Origin of the sequence: Vibrio sp. 1CM23M, from assembly GCF_023161755.1 — a bacterium.
In the GTDB taxonomy this organism is placed as follows: domain Bacteria; phylum Pseudomonadota; class Gammaproteobacteria; order Enterobacterales; family Vibrionaceae; genus Vibrio; species Vibrio coralliirubri.
Genome location: NZ_JALNTR010000013.1, coordinates 60,736 through 82,250 on the forward strand (window position 1 = coordinate 60,736; position 21,515 = coordinate 82,250).

Annotated in this window: 24 protein-coding genes and 1 tRNA gene; 20 read left to right on the plus strand and 5 right to left on the minus strand. The window is 45.1% G+C overall.

All coding sequences use genetic code 11. The annotated features are described in order from the left end of the window. Positions 1–77 precede the first annotated feature (77 nt). Positions 78–2,072, minus strand: coding sequence for a transketolase (gene tkt / locus MSG35_RS22540; RefSeq protein ID WP_050644133.1), 1,995 nt, complete (start codon positions 2,070–2,072; stop codon positions 78–80). A 357-nt stretch (positions 2,073–2,429) separates the two neighbouring features. Here tkt and metK point away from each other — a divergent pair, with 357 nt between their 5' ends. The 9 genes from metK (at position 2,430) to MSG35_RS22585 (ending at position 9,412) form a co-directional block, all read left to right on the plus strand. Then, complete coding sequence (gene metK, locus MSG35_RS22545) at positions 2,430–3,584, plus strand: methionine adenosyltransferase (RefSeq protein WP_017062234.1); 1,155 nt, start codon at positions 2,430–2,432, stop codon at positions 3,582–3,584. 368 nt (positions 3,585–3,952) lie between these two features. Beyond that, positions 3,953–4,750: a DUF2189 domain-containing protein gene (locus tag MSG35_RS22550; RefSeq protein ID WP_017069586.1), complete on the plus strand. Its 798-nt coding sequence runs from the start codon at positions 3,953–3,955 to the stop codon at positions 4,748–4,750. 80 nt (positions 4,751–4,830) lie between these two features. Beyond that, positions 4,831–5,331: a SprT family zinc-dependent metalloprotease gene (locus MSG35_RS22555; RefSeq protein ID WP_050634033.1), complete on the plus strand. Its 501-nt coding sequence runs from the start codon at positions 4,831–4,833 to the stop codon at positions 5,329–5,331. Between the two features lie 96 nt (positions 5,332–5,427). Continuing rightward, entirely contained in the window at positions 5,428–6,159 is a 732-nt protein-coding gene (locus MSG35_RS22560) for an endonuclease (protein ID WP_050634034.1), read from the plus strand. Between the two features lie 153 nt (positions 6,160–6,312). Continuing rightward, the gene (gene rsmE, locus MSG35_RS22565) at positions 6,313–7,044 is read left to right on the plus strand and encodes a 16S rRNA (uracil(1498)-N(3))-methyltransferase (RefSeq protein ID WP_017062238.1); all 732 of its coding nucleotides are present in this window, start codon (positions 6,313–6,315) and stop codon (positions 7,042–7,044) included. Between the two features lie 10 nt (positions 7,045–7,054). Beyond that, positions 7,055–8,005, plus strand: coding sequence for a glutathione synthase (gshB, locus tag MSG35_RS22570; RefSeq protein ID WP_050634035.1), 951 nt, complete (start codon positions 7,055–7,057; stop codon positions 8,003–8,005). A gap of 104 nt (positions 8,006–8,109) precedes the next feature. After that, the gene (locus MSG35_RS22575; RefSeq protein WP_048611435.1) at positions 8,110–8,673 is read left to right on the plus strand and encodes a YqgE/AlgH family protein; all 564 of its coding nucleotides are present in this window, start codon (positions 8,110–8,112) and stop codon (positions 8,671–8,673) included. A 46-nt stretch (positions 8,674–8,719) separates the two neighbouring features. Beyond that, positions 8,720–9,142, plus strand: a complete 423-nt coding sequence (gene ruvX, locus MSG35_RS22580) for a Holliday junction resolvase RuvX (RefSeq protein ID WP_017062240.1) — start codon at positions 8,720–8,722, stop codon at positions 9,140–9,142. A gap of 99 nt (positions 9,143–9,241) precedes the next feature. Continuing rightward, the gene (locus tag MSG35_RS22585) at positions 9,242–9,412 is read left to right on the plus strand and encodes a hypothetical protein (protein WP_156172492.1); all 171 of its coding nucleotides are present in this window, start codon (positions 9,242–9,244) and stop codon (positions 9,410–9,412) included. Positions 9,413–9,470: 58 nt separating this feature from the next. Here the strand turns inward: MSG35_RS22585 and MSG35_RS22590 are convergent, their stop codons facing one another. Both MSG35_RS22590 and MSG35_RS22595 read right to left on the minus strand, forming a co-directional pair. Next, a complete protein-coding gene (locus MSG35_RS22590) occupies positions 9,471–10,580 on the minus strand; it encodes a PilT/PilU family type 4a pilus ATPase (RefSeq protein ID WP_248385035.1) in 1,110 nt (369 codons plus the stop codon). Positions 10,581–10,594: 14 nt separating this feature from the next. Continuing rightward, entirely contained in the window at positions 10,595–11,632 is a 1,038-nt protein-coding gene (locus tag MSG35_RS22595) for a type IV pilus twitching motility protein PilT (RefSeq protein WP_048605840.1), read from the minus strand. A 26-nt stretch (positions 11,633–11,658) separates the two neighbouring features. Here MSG35_RS22595 and MSG35_RS22600 point away from each other — a divergent pair, with 26 nt between their 5' ends. The 7 genes from MSG35_RS22600 (at position 11,659) to hemW (ending at position 16,490) form a co-directional block, all read left to right on the plus strand. Then, on the plus strand, positions 11,659–12,363 hold the full coding sequence (locus tag MSG35_RS22600; RefSeq protein WP_248385036.1) for a YggS family pyridoxal phosphate-dependent enzyme: 705 nt from the start codon (positions 11,659–11,661) through the stop codon (positions 12,361–12,363). A gap of 78 nt (positions 12,364–12,441) precedes the next feature. Beyond that, positions 12,442–13,260, plus strand: coding sequence for a pyrroline-5-carboxylate reductase (gene proC, locus MSG35_RS22605; RefSeq protein ID WP_239938104.1), 819 nt, complete (start codon positions 12,442–12,444; stop codon positions 13,258–13,260). 57 nt (positions 13,261–13,317) lie between these two features. Then, entirely contained in the window at positions 13,318–13,875 is a 558-nt protein-coding gene (locus tag MSG35_RS22610; protein ID WP_017067798.1) for a YggT family protein, read from the plus strand. Positions 13,876–13,904: 29 nt separating this feature from the next. Then, positions 13,905–14,195, plus strand: a complete 291-nt coding sequence (yggU, locus tag MSG35_RS22615; protein WP_171317513.1) for a DUF167 family protein YggU — start codon at positions 13,905–13,907, stop codon at positions 14,193–14,195. A gap of 28 nt (positions 14,196–14,223) precedes the next feature. After that, positions 14,224–14,655, plus strand: coding sequence for a DUF4426 domain-containing protein (locus MSG35_RS22620; protein WP_017062246.1), 432 nt, complete (start codon positions 14,224–14,226; stop codon positions 14,653–14,655). A 48-nt stretch (positions 14,656–14,703) separates the two neighbouring features. Then, a complete protein-coding gene (locus MSG35_RS22625; protein WP_248385037.1) occupies positions 14,704–15,303 on the plus strand; it encodes an XTP/dITP diphosphatase in 600 nt (199 codons plus the stop codon). Beyond that, positions 15,303–16,490 (plus strand): radical SAM family heme chaperone HemW, encoded by a 1,188-nt coding sequence (hemW, locus tag MSG35_RS22630; RefSeq protein WP_052878800.1) that lies wholly within the window; start codon positions 15,303–15,305, stop codon positions 16,488–16,490. Before MSG35_RS22625 ends, hemW begins: the two co-directional genes overlap by 1 nt. Positions 16,491–16,614: 124 nt before the next feature. Here the strand turns inward: hemW and glsB are convergent, their stop codons facing one another. After that, positions 16,615–17,535 carry a glutaminase B gene (gene glsB, locus MSG35_RS22635; protein WP_048611451.1) on the minus strand — a complete coding sequence of 307 codons (921 nt, stop codon included), beginning with the start codon at positions 17,533–17,535 and terminating at the stop codon, positions 16,615–16,617. A 349-nt stretch (positions 17,536–17,884) separates the two neighbouring features. Continuing rightward, entirely contained in the window at positions 17,885–18,604 is a 720-nt protein-coding gene (gene trmB, locus MSG35_RS22640; protein WP_004735468.1) for a tRNA (guanosine(46)-N7)-methyltransferase TrmB, read from the minus strand. Positions 18,605–18,769: 165 nt separating this feature from the next. On the opposite strand from trmB, the gene mutY reads away from it, so the two are divergent. From mutY to MSG35_RS22660, 4 genes are all read left to right on the plus strand, one after another. Further along, positions 18,770–19,831 carry an A/G-specific adenine glycosylase gene (gene mutY, locus MSG35_RS22645; protein WP_052878799.1) on the plus strand — a complete coding sequence of 354 codons (1,062 nt, stop codon included), beginning with the start codon at positions 18,770–18,772 and terminating at the stop codon, positions 19,829–19,831. 28 nt (positions 19,832–19,859) lie between these two features. Further along, positions 19,860–20,132, plus strand: a complete 273-nt coding sequence (locus tag MSG35_RS22650; RefSeq protein WP_010435637.1) for an oxidative damage protection protein — start codon at positions 19,860–19,862, stop codon at positions 20,130–20,132. 69 nt (positions 20,133–20,201) lie between these two features. Further along, entirely contained in the window at positions 20,202–21,335 is a 1,134-nt protein-coding gene (mltC, locus tag MSG35_RS22655; RefSeq protein ID WP_048605852.1) for a membrane-bound lytic murein transglycosylase MltC, read from the plus strand. Positions 21,336–21,438: 103 nt separating this feature from the next. Continuing rightward, positions 21,439–21,514 (plus strand) — tRNA-Phe (locus MSG35_RS22660). Position 21,515: the final 1 nt, after the last annotated feature.

The following is a 21,515-nucleotide window of genomic DNA, read 5'->3' on the forward strand; positions in this document are numbered from 1 at the left end:
CCCAGAGACAAAAAACCGAGCTCAGCGCTCGGTTTTTTTATTCATTTCATTGTTAGCACTAAGCTAGCAATCAATGATTAAGCAAGAAGCTCTTTCGCGGTGTTTACTACGTTTTCAGTCGTAAAGCCGAACATCTTGAATAGTTCGCCTGCTGGTGCAGATTCGCCGAACGTTGTCATACCGATGATCTTGCCACCAAAACCAACGTACTTGTACCAGAAGTCAGCGATGCCAGCTTCTACTGCGATACGTGCAGTTACGTCAGATGGAAGTACAGACTCACGGTATTCAGCATCTTGCTTGTCGAACGCGTCAGTTGCAGGCATAGATACTACGCGTACTGCTTTACCTTCAGCGGTTAGTTGTGCAGCAGCTTCAACTGCAAGCTCAACTTCAGAACCAGTTGCAATGATGATTAGCTCTGGCTTACCAGCACAATCTTTCAGGATGTAACCACCCTTAGCGATGTTAGCTACTTGCTCAGCGTTACGATCTTGTTGTGCAAGGTTTTGACGAGAGAAAATTAAAGATGAAGGACCATCTTTACGCTCAATAGCCAGTTTCCAAGCAACTGCTGATTCAACTTGGTCACATGGGCGCCATGTGCTCATGTTTGGAGTTAAACGTAGAGAAGCGATCTGCTCAACCGGTTGGTGAGTAGGACCATCTTCGCCTAGGCCGATAGAGTCGTGCGTGTAAACTTGGATGTTCTGAACTTTCATTAGAGCAGCCATACGCATTGCGTTACGCGCGTATTCCATGAACATTAGGAACGTTGCGCCGTATGGTACGAAACCACCGTGCAGAGCGATACCGTTCATGATAGCCGTCATACCGAATTCACGTACACCGTAGTGGATGTAGTTACCAGTGAAGTCAGTTGCTTCAAGAGACTTAGAACCAGACCACATAGTTAGGTTAGAAGGCGCAAGGTCAGCAGAGCCGCCCATGAATTCTGGAAGCATTTGACCAAACGCTTCTAGTGCGTTTTGAGATGCTTTACGTGAAGCGATGTTTGCTGGGTTAGCTTGAAGATCAGCAATGATTGCGTTTGCTTTCTCTTCCCACTCAGCAGGAAGCTCGCCGTTAGTACGACGTTTGAATTCTGCTGCTAGCTCAGGGTAAGCCGCTGCGTATGCGTCAAATTTAGCATTCCACGCTGCTTCTTTCGCTGCGCCTGCTTCTTTTGCATTCCACTCAGCTGCGATATCCGCTGGGATTTCGAAAGGACCGTGTTCCCAACCCAGTGCAGCTTTAGTTGCTGTGATTTCATCAGCGCCTAGTGGAGCACCGTGACAGTCGTGCGTACCTGCTTTGTTTGGAGAACCAAAACCGATGATAGTTTTAGTACAGATAAGAGTTGGACGAGGGTCTGCTTTCGCCGCTTCAATCGCTGCATTGATAGCGTCAGAGTCGTGACCATCTACCGCTGGGATTACATGCCAGCCGTAAGCTTCAAAACGCTTAGGTGTATCGTCAGAGAACCAACCTTCAACTTCACCATCGATAGAGATACCGTTGTCATCCCAGAAAGCAACCAGCTTACCAAGACCAAGCGTACCTGCTAGAGAACATGCTTCGTGTGAGATACCTTCCATCAGACAGCCATCACCCATGAATGCATAAGTGTAGTGGTCTACGATGTCGTGACCTTCTTTGTTGAACTGAGCAGCAAGCGCTTTCTCAGCCATTGCCATACCAACAGCGTTAGTGATGCCTTGACCTAGAGGACCAGTCGTTGTCTCGATACCAGGAGCGTAACCGTACTCTGGGTGACCTGGAGTCTTAGAGTGCAGTTGACGGAAGTTTTTCAGGTCTTCAATTGAAAGCTCGTAACCTGCAAGGTGAAGCAGAGAGTAAATCAACATTGAACCATGGCCGTTAGACAAGATAAAACGGTCGCGGTCAGCCCACTCTGGGTTTGCTGGGTTGTGGTTCAAGTGGCCACGCCAAAGAACTTCAGCGATGTCAGCCATACCCATAGGTGCGCCTGGGTGGCCTGAATTTGCTTGTTGAACACCGTCCATGCTAAGTGCGCGGATTGCATTGGCTAGATCTTTACGAGAAGGCATGTCTGCTCCTGAGTACATAAGCGATTTAAAAAAGAGATAATTGCTAAAGTTTTCATTTTTATTAGCGCGGGTATTCTCTCAAACGACTATTGCGACTGCAAACGTTTTACTGGCATTTTAACGGTCATTTTTCGCAATTTTCGAACATTTACATCACTTGGCAGTGGCTTATCTCAATCGATACGCAAACGATTAGTTATGACATATCATAAAAAAGAGCTTGTAATTCGACCGTTGGAATTTAGAATAGCCGTCTAGATGTAGAAACACCTACAAAATATACTGTATTTAATGGCGGCGCTTCCTAGCTTGCGACGCCATAAACTATTTACACCAAAAACTAAAAGTGGAGCTCTCATGGCTAAGCACCTATTCACTTCTGAATCTGTTTCAGAAGGCCATCCAGATAAAATTGCAGACCAAATCTCTGATGCTGTTCTTGATGCCATCTTGGAACAAGATCCAAAAGCACGTGTTGCTTGTGAGACTTACGTTAAAACCGGCATGGTTATGGTTGGCGGTGAAGTAACAACGTCTGCATGGGTTGATATCGAAGAAATCACTCGTGAAACAGTACGTGAAATTGGTTACGTTCATTCTGATATGGGCTTTGACGCTGACTCTTGTGCTGTTCTAAACACAATTGGTAAGCAATCTCCAGACATCAACCAAGGTGTTGATAAAGAAGATCCTAAAGAGCAAGGCGCAGGCGACCAAGGTATCATGTTTGGTTACGCGACTAACGAAACACCAATCCTAATGCCGGCTCCAATTACTTACTCTCACCTTCTTGTTAAAAAGCAAGCTGAAGTACGTAAGAGCGGTAAACTTGACTTCCTTCGCCCAGATGCGAAATCTCAAGTTACGTTCCAATACGACCAAGGTAAGATCGTTGGTATCGACGCTGTTGTTCTTTCGACTCAACACTGCGACTCAGTAACAACACCTGACCTACGTGAAGCAGTAATGGAAGAGATCATCAAGCCAGTACTTCCTGCTGAGTGGATCAACAAAGACACTAACTTCTTCATCAACCCAACAGGCCGTTTCGTAATCGGTGGCCCAATGGGTGACTGTGGTCTAACAGGTCGTAAGATCATCGTTGATACCTACGGCGGCGCAGCTCGTCACGGCGGCGGTGCATTCTCTGGTAAAGATCCATCAAAAGTAGACCGTTCTGCAGCTTATGCGGCTCGTTACGTTGCGAAAAACATCGTTGCTGCTGGCATGGCTGACCGTTGTGAGATTCAACTGTCTTACGCTATCGGTGTTGCTGATCCAACATCTATCATGGTTGAAACGTTTGGTACTGAAAAAGTAGCGCACGAAATTATCATTGAAGCAGTTCGTCAAAACTTCGACCTACGTCCATACGGTCTTCAAGAGATGTTGAACCTTCTTCAGCCTATCTACAAGCAGACTGCTGCATACGGCCACTTCGGTCGTGAAGAGTTCCCTTGGGAAGCGACTGACAAAGCAGCAATCCTTGCGGACTTCGCTGGCCTAAAATAATTTAGCCACTGCGATTTGTTTCTTTAAAGCCCTTACTTCTTAGTAAGGGCTTTATTTTTATGTACTTACCTTACTTTCACTCGCCATTCTCTTATATAACGCCCTTCTTTACCGTTAACCACTTAGTATAAAAAGCCGCTGATAATTTGTGTTTTCTAACACTACTGACAATAGTTAAGGTAACTCCTAAGCGATCAAGCTCACATTTAACTTAAATTAATTCAGTCTGATAACGTTCGTTAAATGCACGCTAGAACAAAAACTGGGATGACAAAGAGCAATTTAGCTCAACCCCATAACTCTCACACAAGCCACATCGATGAGCCTTATGGAATTATAACTAGGACGTTATTTAACTAGGGGGATCTATGCCTCGTACCGCGCACCCATCCGAACTGAACGATAAAAAACACAAGGTCAGCGATAAGGATTACGCTCGCACCATTCCTTGTAACCAAATCAGTATTTCCGCACCCTTTCATTGGTTGTCGCTTGCTCTGCATGACTTAGTAAGAATGCCATTAATCAGCGCATTCTACGGTTTGTGCTTCATGGGAGCGGCAATTGCCATTGTTCAGCTTGTCCAATGGCAAGGAACACACTTGGTCGTGATGCCAAGCCTGATCGTGTACATGCTAATAGGGCCGTTTCTTGCCTTAGGCTTATATGACGCAGCTTGGGAAAGAGAAAAAGGCCACAACGCCAGTCTGCTGCATTCGATGAAAGCCATCACTCGTAACTCAACCCACCAATGGGCTTTTGCGATCGTATTGATGGTTGCGATGATATTCTGGATGCGTATCGCTGCGTTATTGCACGCGCTCTACCCTTCAGTGCAAGGCGCACCACTGGCTGAGTTCGCTCCCTTCTTAATTACGGGTTCTGTGATTGGTTTTGTTATCGCAAGCCTCATATTTAGCATCTCAGCATTTTCAATTCCGTTAATGATGGAGAGACGCGTCGATGTGATGAGTGCGATTTTCACTAGCTTTAATGCCGTGAAATCGAACATCCCTGCGATGGTGGTATGGGCGAGTATTATTTGTGCCGGTATTCTGGTGGGGTTTGCTACCTACGGCATAGGAATGATCGTCACCATGCCACTACTTGGCTATGGTACATGGCATGCTTATCACGAGATCATCAAGAAGAATCACCATCTATAAATAATCGCCATATTAACGAGCAATGTTATGATGAGGCCTTAGCTTAAACGCTGAGGCCTTTTATTTGGAGTTAACAACGTTTGTCTTACACCCCGCAACAACATCGAGCAAATAAGAAATTGGCCGAGTGCCTAGCTATCGCAAATCAACATTTCTCTCGTGAATTCCCTCACCCTATTATCACCTTCAAGTTAAGAGGCAAAGCGGCGGGAAAGGCCTACCTTCAGCTCAACGAAATTAAGCTCAATCACGTACTATTCGCTGAAAATGAAGACGCCTTCATCAACGAGGTTGTGCCGCATGAACTCGCACACCTAATCACGCATCAGGTTTTCGGACGTGTTAGGCCTCACGGAAATGAGTGGCAATACGTGATGGAAAAAGTATTCAACGTGCCAGCAAGAACAACTCACAGCTTTGAAATCGCTTCAGTTCAAGGGAAAACCTTTGAATATCGATGTGAGTGCACCACCTACCCATTATCAATCAGACGACACAACAAAGTACTTCGAAATCAATCGACCTATCGCTGCCAATTGTGCCAGCAAACCTTAGCTTTTACGGGAACTCAGCTAAGCTAGTGACAGGTTGATTTACTCGATAGAATAAATCTAATAGAGAGATCTAACATTTGAGTGCTAGACTGATGTTTATCATACTTTTATCAGTCTTTTTCTATGCAAAAACTCACCTTCAAAGCATTTGGCCTACCTGTGTCTTTTTACTTAACAATAGTATTTGGCCTACTGGTAACCCAAAGCGTTTTCGCTGCACCACCGAGCTCGTTCTCCAAAGCAAAAAAAGAAGCGGTGAAGATTTACCTTGATCACCCGACTTCGTTTTATTGTGGCTGTGACATTACTTGGAAAGACAAAAAGAAAGGCATTCCAGACCTTGATGGCTGTGGTTATCAAGTACGAAAGCAGCAAAAACGGGCGAGTCGAATTGAGTGGGAACACGTGGTTCCAGCTTGGCAATTTGGCCACCAGCGTCAGTGTTGGCAAGATGGTGGCCGCAAGAACTGCACTCGCAATGACAAAGTATTCAAATCCATGGAAGCCGATCTTCACAACCTAACGCCAGCCATTGGCGAGGTTAACGGTGATCGCTCCAACTACAATTTCAGTCAGTGGAATGGCATGGATGGTGTGAGCTATGGTCAGTGTGAAATGCAGGTCAACTTTAAGCAGCGTAAAGTTATGCCGCCAGACAGAGCAAAAGGCTCTATCGCGCGTACTTACCTTTACATGAGCCAAGAGTATGGTTTCAAGCTATCTAAGCAACAAACCAACCTAATGATGGCGTGGAACAAGCAATTTCCTGTCGACAAGTGGGAATGTACTCGTGATGAGCGAATCTATGCCATCCAAGGTAATCACAACCCATTTGTTTACCCTGCTTGTCAATAACGTCGCTCGTACAATCAACATTCCTAACTATCTCAAACAAGAGTTTCAGAATTGCCCCTGAAACTCTTGCTCTACCCTTGTTTTTTCAACTAAAAGCATCCATGTTAGGCAGAGACAAAATACCCAAATGAACATATTTATAGGTTTACCAGCATGAGAATCCCTCGTATCCATCACCCAGAACGCATTCATCAGTTAGGTTCACTCGCTTTAGGCGAAGATGCCGCGGGTCATGTTGGTCGTGTCCTTCGCATGAAAGAAGGTCAAGAAGTCCTTCTATTTGATGGCAGTGGCGCTGAATTCCCTGCGACGATAGCTGAAGTATCAAAGAAAAATGTCACCGTTAATGTTTCTGAACGCATCGAACGCAGCAGCGAATCTCCGTTAGACTTACATTTAGGCCAAGTGATTTCACGTGGTGACAAAATGGAGTTCACGATTCAGAAATCGGTAGAGCTTGGTGTGAACACCATTACCCCTCTGATTTCAGAGCGCTGTGGCGTTAAGCTTGATACAAAACGCTTCGAGAAAAAACTCGCACAGTGGCAAAAGATTGCTATTGCGGCGTGTGAACAGTGTGGCCGCAATACGGTTCCAGTCATTCGTCCAATTATGCAGCTTGAAGAGTGGTGCAGCGAACCAAGCGAAGCACTAAAGCTAAACCTACACCCTCGTGCAAAGTACTCAATTAACACCCTTCCAGAACCTATCAGCAAGGTGCGCCTATTGATTGGTCCTGAAGGTGGCTTGTCAGCTGAAGAAATCGGTATGACTGAACAATACAAATTTGAAGAGACGCTACTCGGCCCACGTGTACTTCGTACTGAGACAGCAGCTCTAACCGCAATTACTGCCTTACAAGTTCGTTTTGGCGATCTAGGCTAGGAGAAAAAAAATGATCAAACTTGGCATCGTAATGGATCCAATTTCATCCATTAACATCAAAAAAGACTCTAGCTTTGCCATGATGCTTGAAGCTCAGCGTCGTGGTTACGAAATCCATTACATGGAAATGGATGATCTACACTTAGATCAAGGCGTAGCCATTGCTGACACAAAAATTGTAGAACTAAAAGAAGATCTAAACGGTTGGTACGAATTCAAGTCAGAACAGACAATCGCGCTATCTGATTTAGATGCAGTGTTAATGCGTAAAGATCCTCCATTTGATACTGAGTACATTTACGCGACTTACATTCTTGAGCGTGCTGAAGAGAACGGCGCACTGATCGTAAACAAACCACAAAGCCTACGTGATTGTAACGAAAAGTTGTTCACGGCTTGGTTCCCAGAACTAACACCGACAACCATCGTGACTCGTAAAGCGGAAAAGATTAAAGAGTTCCGTGAGAAGCACGGTGATGTGATCCTTAAACCACTTGATGGTATGGGTGGTGCGTCAATCTTCCGCGTGAAGGAAGGCGATCCAAACGTATCAGTGATCATTGAAACATTGACGAACCACGGTCAAAACTACGCAATGGCACAGACTTTTGTTCCTGACATCAGCAATGGTGATAAGCGTATTCTTGTCGTTGACGGTGAGCCAATGCCTTACTGCCTAGCACGTATCCCGGCTAAAGGGGAAACTCGAGGCAACCTAGCTGCTGGTGGTACAGGGGAAGCTCGTCCGTTGAGTGAAACAGACTGGGCTATCGCACGAGCAGTAGCTCCTTCACTAAAAGAAAAAGGCTTAATCTTTGTCGGACTTGATGTTATCGGTGACAAGCTGACAGAAATCAACGTGACTAGCCCCACTTGTATCCGTGAAATTGAAGCTGCTTTTGATATTTCGGTAACAGGTAAATTAATGGACGCAATCGAGCGTCGCGTTAACGCTAAATAGCCTAAACTAAAGAAAGCCTTAGCTATTCGCAAACGGCACAGAATCAATGAGCGGCTTCACGCCGCTCTTTTTCCTTTACTGGGAACACACTGGCAGGAGGCTCTATGAATTTAACGAACCACTTTCTGGTTGCTATGCCCGGAATGAAAGACCCCTACTTTCAAAATTCGGTAATTTACCTTTGTGAACATAACGACGAAGGTGCGATGGGCTTAATGATCAACGCCCCTATCGATGTCACTGTTGGCAGCATGCTTAAACAAGTTGAGGTTGATTCTGAACAGCCGAAATCCAATCAAGCAAGTCTTGATAAGCCGGTATTAAACGGTGGGCCGGTCGCAGAAGACCGTGGGTTTATTTTGCACAAACCTAAAGGCAGCTATCAATCCAGCATCAACATGACAGACCAAATCTCGGTAACAACCTCAAAAGATATCTTGATGGTGTTGGGCACAGAAGATGAGCCGATGAATTATCTAGTCGCACTTGGTTATGCAGGATGGGAACCGGGACAACTGGAAACCGAACTGACCGAGAACTCATGGTTAACCGTTGAAGCCGATCCGAAGGTCATCTTCGATACACCGATCTCTGACCGCTGGAAAGTCGCTGTACAGATGTTAGGCATAAATGCGGCTCAGCTTTCAGCAGACGCTGGTCACGCCTAGCTCAAATCAGCAACCACTCTCAAACACAGATAAATTTGGAAACCCCATGTCACGAACAATTATGGCATTTGACTACGGTACAAAAAGTATCGGCAGTGCGATAGGACAAGAAATCACGGGCACCGCAAGTCCTCTAAAAGCTTTTAAAGCCAAAGATGGTATCCCAAATTGGGACGACATCGAAAAGCAAATAAAGGAGTGGCAACCGAACTTGATTGTAGTCGGCCTTCCTACCGACCTTCATGGTAAAGACTTAGCAACCATCACACCCAGAGCAAAGAAGTTCGCTAACCGTCTTAAAGGACGTTTTGGTGTCGATGTTGAACTACATGATGAAAGACTATCGACCACAGAAGCAAGAGCCGACCTTTTTGAAATGGGTGGTTATAAAGCGCTAAGCAAAGGCAATGTAGATAACCAGTCTGCAGTCGTCATTTTAGAGAGCTGGTTTGAAGCACAATATTCATAACGAAAATTAAGAGCTCAAAGATTAAACTCCGTTGTGATCCTATAATGATATTACGACGTAATGTCGAAGCAATTCATTAATAGGTAAGTGGGAGTTCACATGAAAATTTTTCTAGCAATCTTCGCCGCTCTAACCATTTCAGCATGCAGCTCAACAGGGTCTAGCAGTGCTGGGTATATGAATGATGGTAAAACCAATTCTAGCTTCACTAGCGGCAACAAATATTACGATGACAGCCGTCGAGAACACGGTTCGCTGAATAATAATTAAGTATCTTCAAACGCCTGAGTTTTTAAACTCAGGCGTTCTTCGTTAAAGCCTGTAACTTCTAACCCATATCAACTTTAACACCAGCCAACGCCCCAGTTCCGTAGTCATCATCACCACGTCTGGTTTTGAGCATTAAGCGCAAGTCATTAGCAGAATCGGCACTGTGGAACGCATCCTCTTCACTGATCTTGCCTGCTATCACTAAATCATACAAAGCTTGGTCAAAAGTCTGCATACCAATTTCTTTCGATTTAGCCATGGTTGCTTTCAGTTCGTGTAGTTCACCACGACGAATCAAGTCAGACACACGAGGGCTATTCAGCAGAATCTCGAATACCCCATGACGCCCGCTGCCATTCTTATCGCGAATGAGTTGCTGAGCGACGACACCACGTAAGTTCATCGATAAGTCAAACAAGAACTGCTCTTTCTGTTCTTTCGGCACCAAGTGGAGAATACGTTCTAACGCTTGGTTAGCGTTATTGGCGTGCAAGGTTGCCATACACAAATGACCCGTTTCAGCAAAGGTCATCGCGTATTCCATGGTTTCACGGCTCCGGATTTCGCCAATCAAAATCATATCTGGTGCTTGGCGTAACGAGTTCTTAAGTGCAACTTCGTAACTCTCGGTGTCGAGCCCAACCTCACGTTGCGTCACGATACACTTTTTATGTTCGTGTACGAATTCAATCGGATCTTCAACCGTCAAAATATGCCCCGAGCGATTGGTGTTACGATAGCCTGTCATTGCAGCCATCGAGGTCGATTTACCAGAACCTGTTGAACCAACCACCAGCACAAGTCCGCGCTTAGCGATTGAAAGGTCTTGTAGTACATCAGGAAGCTTTAGTTGCTCAAAGGTTGGGATGTTAGTCTCGATACGTCGAATGACCGCTCCAGGCAGCTCTCGCTGAAAGAATGCACTGACACGAAAACGACCAAAGTCACGCACAATCGCAAAATTAGCCTCACGCGTTTGCTGATATTCATCACGTCGGTCTTGTTCCATCATCGCATCAAGTAATTGAGCAACTTGAGCCGCATTCAGCTTCTCTCCTTGGGGGCGTAATTCACCATCCACACGAAACAGGATTGGCGCATCGACCGTGATATAAAGATCCGATGCCTTTTGAGAAAGCATTCCCTCAAGGATTTGATTCAATTCCATTGTGTCCACCTTGATTAAAACATTGAGGTTTCAATTTCGATCTTTTTCTCGACCTCTTCCGAATCAACCAAGCCTTGTGCCATCAGCTGCTTCGCATTTTGTTCCATGGTCTGCATGCCGTGCGCTGCGCCCGTTTGAATGATCGAGTACATCTGCGCAACCTTATCTTCACGAATCAAGTTTCTGATCGCAGGTGTTGCCATCATGATTTCATGACACGCCACACGACCACCACCAACACGCTTTAGAAGCTTCTGAGCTATCACCGATCGCAGTGATTCAGACAACATCGAACGAACCATATCTTTGTCGCTACCTGGGAACACATCGATAATACGGTCGATAGTTTTTGCCGCAGAACTGGTGTGCAGAGTACCAAACACTAAATGACCCGTTTCTGCTGCGGTTAACGCTAAGCTAATCGTCTCTTGGTCACGAAGCTCACCAACAAGGATAACGTCTGGGTCTTCACGTAACGCGCTGCGTAGCGCCGCTTTAAAGCTGTGAGTATCACGATGAACCTCACGCTGGTTAACAAGGCATTTATTGTTGGTATGAACGAATTCAATCGGGTCTTCGATCGTCAGGATGTGCTTATTGTGGTTACGGTTTACGTAATCCACCATCGCCGCGAGCGTCGTCGATTTACCAGAGCCAGTGGGACCAGTGACAAGTACCAAACCTTTTTCGTAATTAGCAATCTTTTCAAAGATTTCAGGCGCACCTAACTGTTCTAAAGTTGGGATCTCTACAGGGATAGTTCGAAAGACAGCCGAGCAACCACGAGCTTGGTTAAAAGCATTCACACGGAAGCGACCAACATTGGGTAATTCAAAAGAGAAGTCGACTTCCAGTTTTTCTTCAAACTCACCGCGTTGTGAATCACTCATGATCTCAAAAACCAAACGATGCACATCAGCATGGCTCAAAGCTGGGATTCCAAGCTTCCTTACTTCACCATCTATACGTACCATTGGAGATACACCCGCAGAAAGATGTAGATCTGACGCGTTATGCTTTACACTAAAATCTAGTAACTCAGTGATATCCATTTATTTTCCCTTAAGTAAAGTCAGCTATGAGTAGTATTCAACAAAATATCGAACAAATCACCTCACAGATTCGTAGTGCTGAGCAAAAGTGCGGACGATCTCCAGAGTCCGTGCAACTTTTAGCCGTCAGCAAAACTAAACCTATTGATGCGATTCTAGAAGCCGCACTCGGAGGACAAGTTGCCTTTGGTGAAAACTATGTTCAAGAAGGTGTAGATAAAGTAAAACACTTTTCAGAACAACATTCTAACCTAAATTTAGAGTGGCATTTTATTGGTCCAATTCAATCCAATAAAACCCGCCCAATCGCAGAAAGCTTCCAATGGGTGCATTCCGTCGATCGCGATAAGATAGCGCAAAGGCTTAATGATCAACGACCAAGCGAACTTCCACCTTTGCAAGTGTTGATTCAGGTAAACACCAGTGGTGAAGAGTCCAAGTCTGGAACCTCAGAAGAGACAGTTTTTGCACTCGCGGAGTTGATTTCATCGCTACCCAACCTCACCTTAAGAGGATTGATGTCGATTCCTGCAAACGTATCTGACTATCAATCTCAGCTTAATGCATTTTCTCAACTGGCAGAGCTTAAAAACAAGCTAGCAGCGAAGTATTCAGACATTGATACCCTTTCGATGGGGATGAGTGGTGATATGGATGCAGCAGTTGAGGCTGGTAGCACAATGGTTCGTATTGGAACAGCTATTTTCGGCGCTCGTGGTTACGCGAAATAGCCGTAGTAAGTAAAGACAAGTACAAGTATTGATACCGCTTCGCCTTATCCGCGCAGCGACACGCTCAGGATTTTATATATGGAACATAAGAACATCGCCTTTATTGGGGCGGGAAACATGGTTCGCTCGATTGTAGCGGGCTTAGTCGCGAGTGGTTACCCAGCACAAAAGATTACTGCGACAGCACCTTCAGAAACCAGAAGGCTACCGTTAGAACAAGAATACGGCATCAATACCACCAGCGATAATATTGCAGCAGCAGAGCAAGCAGACGTTGTTGTGTTATCCGTGAAGCCACAAATGATGGCTGATGTATGTAAACCCTTACAAGATATCGACTTCAGCAACAAACTGGTTATCTCAATTGCCGCGGGTATTAATGCGAACCGACTCAATGAGATGTTAAACTGCCAGCTGAACCTTGTTCGTGTGATGCCAAACACGCCATCACTGCTTGGTAAAGGGATGAGTGGTCTTTATGCCGATTCAACCGTTAGCCAAGATGATAAAGACTTTGCTTCTCAGCTGATGCAAGCTGTTGGTGAAGTAAGCTGGGTTGAACAAGAGTCTGGAATCAACAACATCATTGCGGCGGCGGGTAGCGCTCCGGCTTACTTCTTCCTGTTTATGGAAGCGATGCAAGCTGAAGCAATCAACCAAGGTTTTGATCAAGAAACCGCTCGTAAGCTAGTGCAACAGTCTGCATTAGGCGCGGCAGAGATGGTCGTAGCAAACCCAGATACTGAATTATCAACACTGCGTGAACAAGTGACATCAAAAGGCGGCACGACCGCAGAAGCACTACGCACGTTTAACGAACATCAACTATCAGACATCGTAGCAAAAGCCATGCAAGCGGCGGTTGCTCGAGCTGAAGAGATGGAAAAACTGTTTTAAGCATTTTGCCGCTCTGGTTATATCTAAGCGGCAAGTAAATCCGAAAAAGGAAACAATATGAACTCGATGAGCTTTCTGATCTCGACCGTTTTTGATCTTTACATCATGGTTGTGATCTTGCGTATCTGGCTACAAGCATCACGTGCAGATTTCTACAACCCATTCTCACAATTCATCGTAAAAGCGACACAACCGGTTGTTGCCCCACTACGCCGAGTTATTCCATCAATCGGCAGCCTTGATCTGGCGACCGTTGTTTTCGCTTATGTGCTGTGTGTACTTAAGTTCGTTGCTCTAAACCTGATTATCTCTGGCGGCGCTGCCGTTTTCGATATTAGCTTCCTAATCTTTGGTGCACTGTCTCTGCTCAAAGCGGCTGGTGGTTTGATCTTCTGGGTTCTACTTATCCGTGCAATCCTAAGCTGGGTAAGCCAAGGTCGCAGCCCAATAGAGTACGTGTTCCATCAACTGACTGAACCAATGCTAGTGCCTATCCGCCGTATCCTTCCGGACATGGGTGGTTTCGACCTAAGCGTACTGGTTCTGTTCATTGTTCTGCAATTTGCGAACTTCCTAATGGGCGACATGATCGGTCCTATTTGGTATCAGCTATAATTCAAGTACGAACCTCAGGTACTTTGACGATGCCAAAAGCAGTTTGGGCCGAGGAATACGATATTCTTCTTAGGCTCTATATCCAACCCAAAGCAAGCCGAGACAAAATTGTCGGCTTGCACGGTGAGGAACTGAAAATTGCCATTACTGCACCACCGGTTGATGGCAAAGCCAATGCCCATTTAGCGAAATACCTTGCGAAACAGTTTAAGGTCGCAAAAGGGCAAATTAAGATAGAAAAGGGAGAGCTCGGTAGGCACAAGCAAGTTCGAATATGCTCGCCAAGCCAGATCCCAACTGAAGTCAAAGCCATCCTGTGATGGCTTTTTGCTATTTATTGGAGTCATTATGCGTTTATGGATAACAGCACTACTCACAGCTCTTGTTGCCTTACCGAGCTCTGCAGGGCAATTTAAGAACATTAAGGATGTCGAGGTTCATTACTCGGCTTTTAATTCCACGTTCTTAACTTCGCAAGTCGCTAAGCAATACAAACTTAAGCGAAATGGATACTCAGCAATCCTCAACATCAGCGTGTTAGACAAAGCTTCCCTTGGCAAGCCTGCAACAACGGCTAAAATCACGGGAACAGCGAAGAACCTCGTTGGAAACACCCGTACTTTGAAGTTTCGAGAAATCAAAGAAGGCGATGCGATTTATTACCTTGCTGAGTTCCCCGTAACTCACGAAGAAAACATCACCTTCGACATCGATGTTAACGCAGGTCTAAAAGGCACTGGTCCACTGCGTTTCACACAGAAATTCTATATAGAAGAGTAAGCTCAAACCTTACTTTTCATTTATTAACTTATTTAGAGCTACATTCCCATGAGTAAGATTGTTTTAGCAACAGGCAACCAAGGTAAAGTTCGCGAGATGGCAGATATTCTGTCTGAGTTTGGTTTTGACGTTGTCGCGCAAAATGAATTTAACGTTTCAGAAGTCGCTGAAACAGGAACGACTTTCATTGAAAATGCCATCATCAAAGCTCGCCATGCAGCGAAAGAAACAGGGCTGCCAGCCATTGCTGACGACTCAGGTTTAGAGGTTGATTATTTAAATGGTGCTCCGGGCATCTACTCAGCGCGTTACTCAGGAGAAGGGGCAACCGATAAGCAGAACATCGAAAAATTGCTAAACGCGATGCAAGGTGTCGAAACTGAAAAGCGTACTGCGCGTTTCCACTGTGTGTTGGTGCTAATGCGTCACGAAAATGATCCAACACCTCTAGTATGTCACGGTAAATGGGAAGGTCGCATCCTTACCGAAGAACACGGTGAGAATGGCTTTGGCTACGATCCTGTATTCTTTGTACCAGAAGATAACTGCGCATCTGCTGAACTCGAATCTACACGTAAAAAACAGCTTTCACACCGCGGCAAAGCCCTTGCAGCACTATTCGAAGCAATCAAAGAGCAAGCTCTGTAATGCACAATGCAGCGCTAATACCACCCGCACTTAGCCTCTATGTACACATCCCATGGTGTGTACAAAAGTGTCCGTATTGTGATTTCAACTCTCACGCTCTAAAAGCCGAGATTCCCGAAAAAGAGTACATCGATGCGCTACTTGAGGATCTCGATACTGATATCGAAAAATATCAGCTCAATGGTATGCCTCGCCCACTACATTCGATCTTTATTGGTGGCGGTACCCCAAGCCTGTTTTCTCCTGAAGGAATTGGTAGATTGTTAGAAGGTATTGAACAGCGCATCCCGTTCAAACCTGAAATAGAAATCACCATGGAAGCCAACCCGGGAACTATCGAAGCTGAGCGTTTTGCGGGTTACCAAAAGGCAGGCATTACTCGAATCTCGGTGGGTGTGCAAAGTTTTGAGCAAGAGAAACTGGAAAGACTTGGGCGTATTCATGGTCAAGAGGAAGCGGTAAATGCCGCTCATTTAGCGCATAAGATTGGATTGAATAGTTTCAATCTAGACTTAATGCACGGCTTACCTGATCAGAGTATTGAGCAAGCATTGGCTGATTTGGATAAAGCAATCGAACTCGATCCTCCGCATTTATCTTGGTATCAGCTAACAATAGAACCTAACACCATGTTCTATTACAAAACACCAAAGCTGCCTGATGATGATGACCTTTGGGATATCTTCGACCTAGGCCATAAGAAGCTCGCAGACGCAGGGTATGTGCAGTACGAAATTTCAGGCTACAGCAAGCCGGGATATCAGTGTCAACATAACCTTAACTACTGGCGCTTTGGTGACTATCTAGGTATTGGCTGTGGCTCTCATGGCAAGCTCAGTTTTGCAGATGGACGCATTGTTCGCACCACTAAGGTTAAGCATCCTAGAGGCTACCTAGCGGCGTACCAGAACATGGTGAAACCTTATCTATCCGATGAATTTGAAGTGCCGAATGAAGACCGCCCTTTTGAGTTCTTCATGAACCGCTTTAGGTTAATTGAAGCATGTCCAAAGCAAGATTTCATCGATACAACTGGGCTTGGTTTTGACTCTATTCGAGAAACGATTGAATGGGCAAAAGAGCTAGGTTACTTGAATGAAACCGACACGCACTGGCAGATCACAGAAAAAGGGAAGCTATTCCTAAATGATTTGCTGGAAGCCTTTATGGCAGAAGAAGACGAATAGTTCGAGATTAGAGATATATTGTGTAAGGGTTGGCTTCAGGGTCAACCCTTTTTGTTTTATAGGCCCCTCTCGGAGCGAAGCGTTCTATAGGACGAAGTCCGTGCTCGAATCTCACACCTTTCTCTTAGAAAATAGAACGACCGATACGCTCTGAAAGCAGCTCTAGTGCTTTAGTGCCCGCTAAAGAGTTACCAGAAGGATCAAGCTCTGGAGACCACACGGCGATTGTCATCTCACCCGGAACAATGGCAATAATACCGCCACCGACACCCGACTTTCCTGGCATACCAACACGGTAGGCAAACTCGCCCGCACCATCGTACAAACCACATGTCGCAAGCAAAGCATTCAACTGCTTGGTTTGGACTGGCGTGATGATCTCTTTCTTGGTTTGAACCGAGACACCTTTGTTTGCCAAATAGCTAAAGGTTTTGGCCAAATCAACACACGTCATTTTAAGCGCACAGGCATGAAAGTAGTTATTCAGAACAGGGATAACATCATTTTCAAAGTTACCAAATGAACGCATCAAGTACGCGATAGCCGCATTACGATCGCTGTGCATCATTTCTGAAGCCGCTACTATCTTGTCATACACGATATGAGTGTCGCCCGACAACTGGCGCACAAACTCTAACAAGCGATGTCTCGGTGCTGACAGGCGGCTTTGTAACAGGTCTGCTACGACAATAGCACCCGCATTGATAAACGGGTTGCGGGGAATCCCCTGCTCCATCTCAAGCTGAATCATCGAGTTAAAGGCTTGACCAGAAGGCTCTTTGCCTACTCTTTGCCAAATCTCTTCAGGCTTATATAGCACCATAGCTAGCGTAAGGCTCAAGGCTTTAGAGATAGATTGCACAGAAAATGCTTCTTCAGCATCGCCGGCTTTAATCACCTCACCTTCATTAGTGTATACCGCGATCGCCAGTTTCTGGTTCGATACGCGAGCCAGTGCAGGGATATAATCAGCGACCTTTCCTTGTCCAATTAAAGGACGAACTTCGTCTAAGATCTCGGCCAAAATAGCTTGAGTTGGTTTCATGTGCGCTTACTTCTATATTGTTATTTTTGTAGGGGTGTAACATATACCAATCGTAGTAAATAACTGCTCACTCTAGCTTGTTAAAATGCTCGATAACTGCGTTAGAATTTTTGATTGTAGAGTAACTACTTATCGAAAAATGCTGCCTTGTTCTCAAGCCTTTTTCCTACGCTATTTCTGAACACTTACTTACTGTGATTGGTATTACTTTCTGTCGTTAAGTCTTTACTGAAATAAAAGCCTAAGGACAAAAAAGCCAACATTACAATAATGTTGGCTTTAATCAATCCCATAAAGTGTAGGGGTTAAATCCTAAGTCGGATTGCCCTTCACTTAATTTGATTCGGAGTTACTTAGTACGCTTGAACTTAATGTCCCAAACACCATGACCTAAACGATGGCCACGAGCTTCAAACTTAGTTAGCGGGCGCTCATCCGGACGAGGGATGTAATCACCATCTTCAGCGATGTTCTCGAAGCCTGGAGCTACGTTCATCACTTCAATCATATGTTCGGCGTAGTTTTCCCAGTCTGTTGCCATGTGGAAAATACCAGTATCAAGTTGAAGCTTACCGCGAACCATCTCTGCAAACTCAGCCTTAACGATACGACGTTTATGGTGGCGAGCTTTGTGCCATGGGTCAGGGAAGAACAGTTGCAGTGTATGCAGGCTGCTATCTGGAATCATGTGTTCAAATACTTCTACAGCATCGTGACACATTACACGCAGGTTAGTTACGCCAGCATCGCGAGCTGTACCTAAACACGCACCAACACCTGGGCTATGAACTTCAATACCTAAGAAGTTTTTCTCAGGTGCGTTCTTTGCCATTTCAACCAGTGATGCACCCATACCGAAGCCAATCTCTAGTACAACCGGGTTATCGTTGCCAAATACTTCTTTCCAGTTAAGAAGCTCTGGGTTGTAGTCGATACCCATTGTTGGCCAACATTCATTCATCGCGTTCTCTTGGCCTTTTGTTAAGCGGCCTTCGCGGCGAACAAAACTACGGATCTTACGAACCAGTTTGCCGTCTTCAGTATATTCGTTAGTGGTCACTTCACTCATTGATTTTTGCCTGCACATTGATTAATCAAAGCGGGGATTATCCAAAGAATTGCCTCCGGTGCAAGTCTTTCCGTGGATAAATTCCCACACAATTTGTCTGTTTTACATCCAACGTTAAGTGTGGTGCAATTTCGCTTCTAATAATAGCAAAGCATAGAGCATGTCGTGACTCCTTTCGCAACCGCCATATTAAAGTGGTATGACGCCTACGGGCGTAAAGAATTGCCTTGGCAACAAAACAAAACCGCCTACACCGTTTGGCTATCTGAAATCATGCTTCAGCAGACTCAGGTTGCTACGGTGATTCCATACTACCAACGCTTCTTAGAACGCTTTCCAACGGTTATCGACCTAGCGAACGCCGAACAAGATGAGGTACTCCACTTATGGACAGGGCTTGGTTATTACGCCCGAGCTCGCAATCTACATAAAGCAGCCAAGATCGTTGCTGAGCAATACGGTGGTGAATTTCCGCTGTCTATCGAAGAGATGAACGCGCTACCGGGGGTTGGTCGCTCAACAGCAGCAGCCGTCTTATCATCGGTTCATAAGCTTCCTCATGCGATTCTTGATGGCAATGTAAAACGAACGCTTGCGAGAAGCTTTGCCGTTGAAGGTTGGCCGGGGCAAAAGAAAGTCGAGAACCAGTTATGGGAACATGCCGAAGCTCATACTCCGAACAAAGATGTCGATAAGTACAATCAAGCTATGATGGACATGGGTGCGATGGTTTGTACCCGTAGCAAGCCTAAGTGCACCTTGTGCCCGATTGAAAGCATGTGTGAGGCCAAGAAGCTCGATAGACAACTCGACTTCCCAGGCAAAAAGCCTAAGAAAGAAAAGCCAGTAAAAGAAACATGGTTTGTGATTCTGTATCACGATAACCAAGTGTGGCTCGAACAGCGCCCTCAATCTGGTATCTGGGGCGGATTGTTTTGTTTCCCTCAAAATGAAAACGCAGAGATCGAACATCAACTAGATCTTCGCTCGATCAAAGACACTCAAACCAATTCGATCAAGACCATGATTGCGTTTAGGCACACTTTCAGCCACTACCACTTAGATATCACGCCAGTATTAGTGAAATTAGATAAACAACCAGATTTGATAATGGAAGGGACTAAAGGTCTCTGGTATAACTTATTAAAACCGGAAGAAATTGGCCTAGCCGCTCCTGTAAAGCAGCTTATTGAGAGCCTACCCTTTGAACTGAACGACGACGTTTGAATCAACGAACGCGATAAGAGGAACCACTATGAGCCGCACTGTATTTTGTGCTCGCCTTCAAAAAGATGCTGAAGGCCTAGATTTTCAACTTTACCCAGGTGACTTAGGTAAGCGTATCTTTGACAACGTGTCTAAAGAAGCTTGGGGACAATGGCAAAGCAAGCAAACGATGCTTATCAATGAAAAGAAGCTAAACATGATGGATCCTGAACATCGTAAACTTCTTGAAACTGAGATGGTTAACTTTCTTTTCGAAGGTAAAGATGTCGTAATTGATGGCTATACTCCACCAAGCGAATAAGACATTTATTTAAGCAATTTTTAATGACATCATGGTTAACGCTGCGATGTCATTTTTGTATGAGGAACTATGAAAAAGCTAAGTTACTTCCTAACAGCCATGTTATTAACTGGCTGCAGCCGTGAATTTGTCGAAAGCATTTATGATGTTAATTACGAGCCGACTAATCGATTTGTAAGCAACTTAGCGGAGCTACCTGGTCAGTTTGAAAAAGACACCGGAGCACTAGATGCTTTGATTAATAGCTTTTCTGGCAATATCCAAAAACGCTGGGGCAGTAGTGAAGTAAAAATGGCAGGTAAGAGTAACTATGTGAAATACATAGATAATTACCTGAGCCGTTCAGAAGTAAACTTTAGCGAAGGCCTCATAACGGTAGAAACCGTCTCCTCGACTGAACCTAAAAAACACCTCAAAAATGCGATTATGACGACGCTTTTGACGCCAGATGATCCGGCGCATGTCGACCTATTTTCCTCCAAAAGCATCAAGTTAGAAGGCAAGCCTTTCCTCTACAATCAGGTTGTAGACCAAGAGAAAAAACCTATTCAATGGACTTGGCGCGCTAACCAGTTCGCTGATTACCTGATCGCTAATAACCTAAAAACCAAAGAAGTCGACTTTAAAAAAGCCTATTACGTTGAAATCCCAATGGTGGCCGATCACGCCAGTCAACGTAGTTATCAATATGCCGATATCGTTCGACGAGCATCTCAGCGTTACGACATCCCTGAAGACTTGATCTACGCGATTATCAAAACAGAGAGTAGTTTCAACCCCTACGCGGTGAGTTGGGCGAATGCATACGGTCTTATGCAGGTGGTACCTAAAACCGCTGGTCGAGATGTGTTTAAGCTAGTAAAGAACAAGCCTGGAGAGCCAAGTCCTGAGTATTTATTCAATCCAGAAAACAACATTGATGCAGGCACCGCATACTTTTACATACTCAAAAATCGTTATTTGAAAGATGTAAAACACCCGACAACGCTCGAGTACAGCATGATTTCAGCATACAACGGCGGCACGGGTGGCGTACTCAATACCTTCAGTAAGGATAGAAAACGAGCAATGCGAGACCTAAACTCGCTGCAACCTAGCCAAGCATACTGGGCACTTACTAAAAAGCACCCAAACAAAGAGTCGCGCCGATACTTAGAAAAAGTAACAAAATTCAAGAAAGATTTTAACCAAGGTAAAACGTAAGCCTCACTTTTGAATAAAAAAACAACTAACGAACGTTTTTTTTAATTATTTTCAAAAAAGGTGTTGACGGTTATGAAGAAAATCCGTTTAATAGCGCTCCGTTGCCCGGATAGCTCAGTCGGTAGAGCAGAGGATTGAAAATCCTCGTGTCGGTGGTTCGATTCCGCCTCCGGGCACCAC

Excerpts from the sequence above, each read along its gene's own strand:
- MSG35_RS22550 (WP_017069586.1), top strand. The coding sequence starts at position 3,953 with ATGCCTCGTACCGCGCACCCATCCGAACTGAACGATAAAAAACACAAG.
- trmB (WP_004735468.1), bottom strand. The coding sequence starts at position 18,604 with ATGAGTGAAGTGACCACTAACGAATATACTGAAGACGGCAAACTGGTT.
- glsB (WP_048611451.1), bottom strand. The coding sequence starts at position 17,535 with ATGAAACCAACTCAAGCTATTTTGGCCGAGATCTTAGACGAAGTTCGT.
- MSG35_RS22595 (WP_048605840.1), bottom strand. The coding sequence starts at position 11,632 with ATGGATATCACTGAGTTACTAGATTTTAGTGTAAAGCATAACGCGTCA.
- MSG35_RS22585 (WP_156172492.1), top strand. The coding sequence starts at position 9,242 with ATGAAAATTTTTCTAGCAATCTTCGCCGCTCTAACCATTTCAGCATGC.
- MSG35_RS22590 (WP_248385035.1), bottom strand. The coding sequence starts at position 10,580 with ATGGAATTGAATCAAATCCTTGAGGGAATGCTTTCTCAAAAGGCATCG.
- gshB (WP_050634035.1), top strand. The coding sequence starts at position 7,055 with ATGATCAAACTTGGCATCGTAATGGATCCAATTTCATCCATTAACATC.
- tkt (WP_050644133.1), bottom strand. The coding sequence starts at position 2,072 with ATGCCTTCTCGTAAAGATCTAGCCAATGCAATCCGCGCACTTAGCATG.
- MSG35_RS22620 (WP_017062246.1), top strand. The coding sequence starts at position 14,224 with ATGCGTTTATGGATAACAGCACTACTCACAGCTCTTGTTGCCTTACCG.
- rsmE (WP_017062238.1), top strand. The coding sequence starts at position 6,313 with ATGAGAATCCCTCGTATCCATCACCCAGAACGCATTCATCAGTTAGGT.
- MSG35_RS22575 (WP_048611435.1), top strand. The coding sequence starts at position 8,110 with ATGAATTTAACGAACCACTTTCTGGTTGCTATGCCCGGAATGAAAGAC.
- metK (WP_017062234.1), top strand. The coding sequence starts at position 2,430 with ATGGCTAAGCACCTATTCACTTCTGAATCTGTTTCAGAAGGCCATCCA.
- mltC (WP_048605852.1), top strand. The coding sequence starts at position 20,202 with ATGAAAAAGCTAAGTTACTTCCTAACAGCCATGTTATTAACTGGCTGC.
- hemW (WP_052878800.1), top strand. The coding sequence starts at position 15,303 with ATGCACAATGCAGCGCTAATACCACCCGCACTTAGCCTCTATGTACAC.
- ruvX (WP_017062240.1), top strand. The coding sequence starts at position 8,720 with ATGTCACGAACAATTATGGCATTTGACTACGGTACAAAAAGTATCGGC.
- yggU (WP_171317513.1), top strand. The coding sequence starts at position 13,905 with ATGCCAAAAGCAGTTTGGGCCGAGGAATACGATATTCTTCTTAGGCTC.
- MSG35_RS22650 (WP_010435637.1), top strand. The coding sequence starts at position 19,860 with ATGAGCCGCACTGTATTTTGTGCTCGCCTTCAAAAAGATGCTGAAGGC.
- MSG35_RS22560 (WP_050634034.1), top strand. The coding sequence starts at position 5,428 with ATGCAAAAACTCACCTTCAAAGCATTTGGCCTACCTGTGTCTTTTTAC.
- proC (WP_239938104.1), top strand. The coding sequence starts at position 12,442 with ATGGAACATAAGAACATCGCCTTTATTGGGGCGGGAAACATGGTTCGC.
- MSG35_RS22600 (WP_248385036.1), top strand. The coding sequence starts at position 11,659 with ATGAGTAGTATTCAACAAAATATCGAACAAATCACCTCACAGATTCGT.
- MSG35_RS22610 (WP_017067798.1), top strand. The coding sequence starts at position 13,318 with ATGAACTCGATGAGCTTTCTGATCTCGACCGTTTTTGATCTTTACATC.
- MSG35_RS22625 (WP_248385037.1), top strand. The coding sequence starts at position 14,704 with ATGAGTAAGATTGTTTTAGCAACAGGCAACCAAGGTAAAGTTCGCGAG.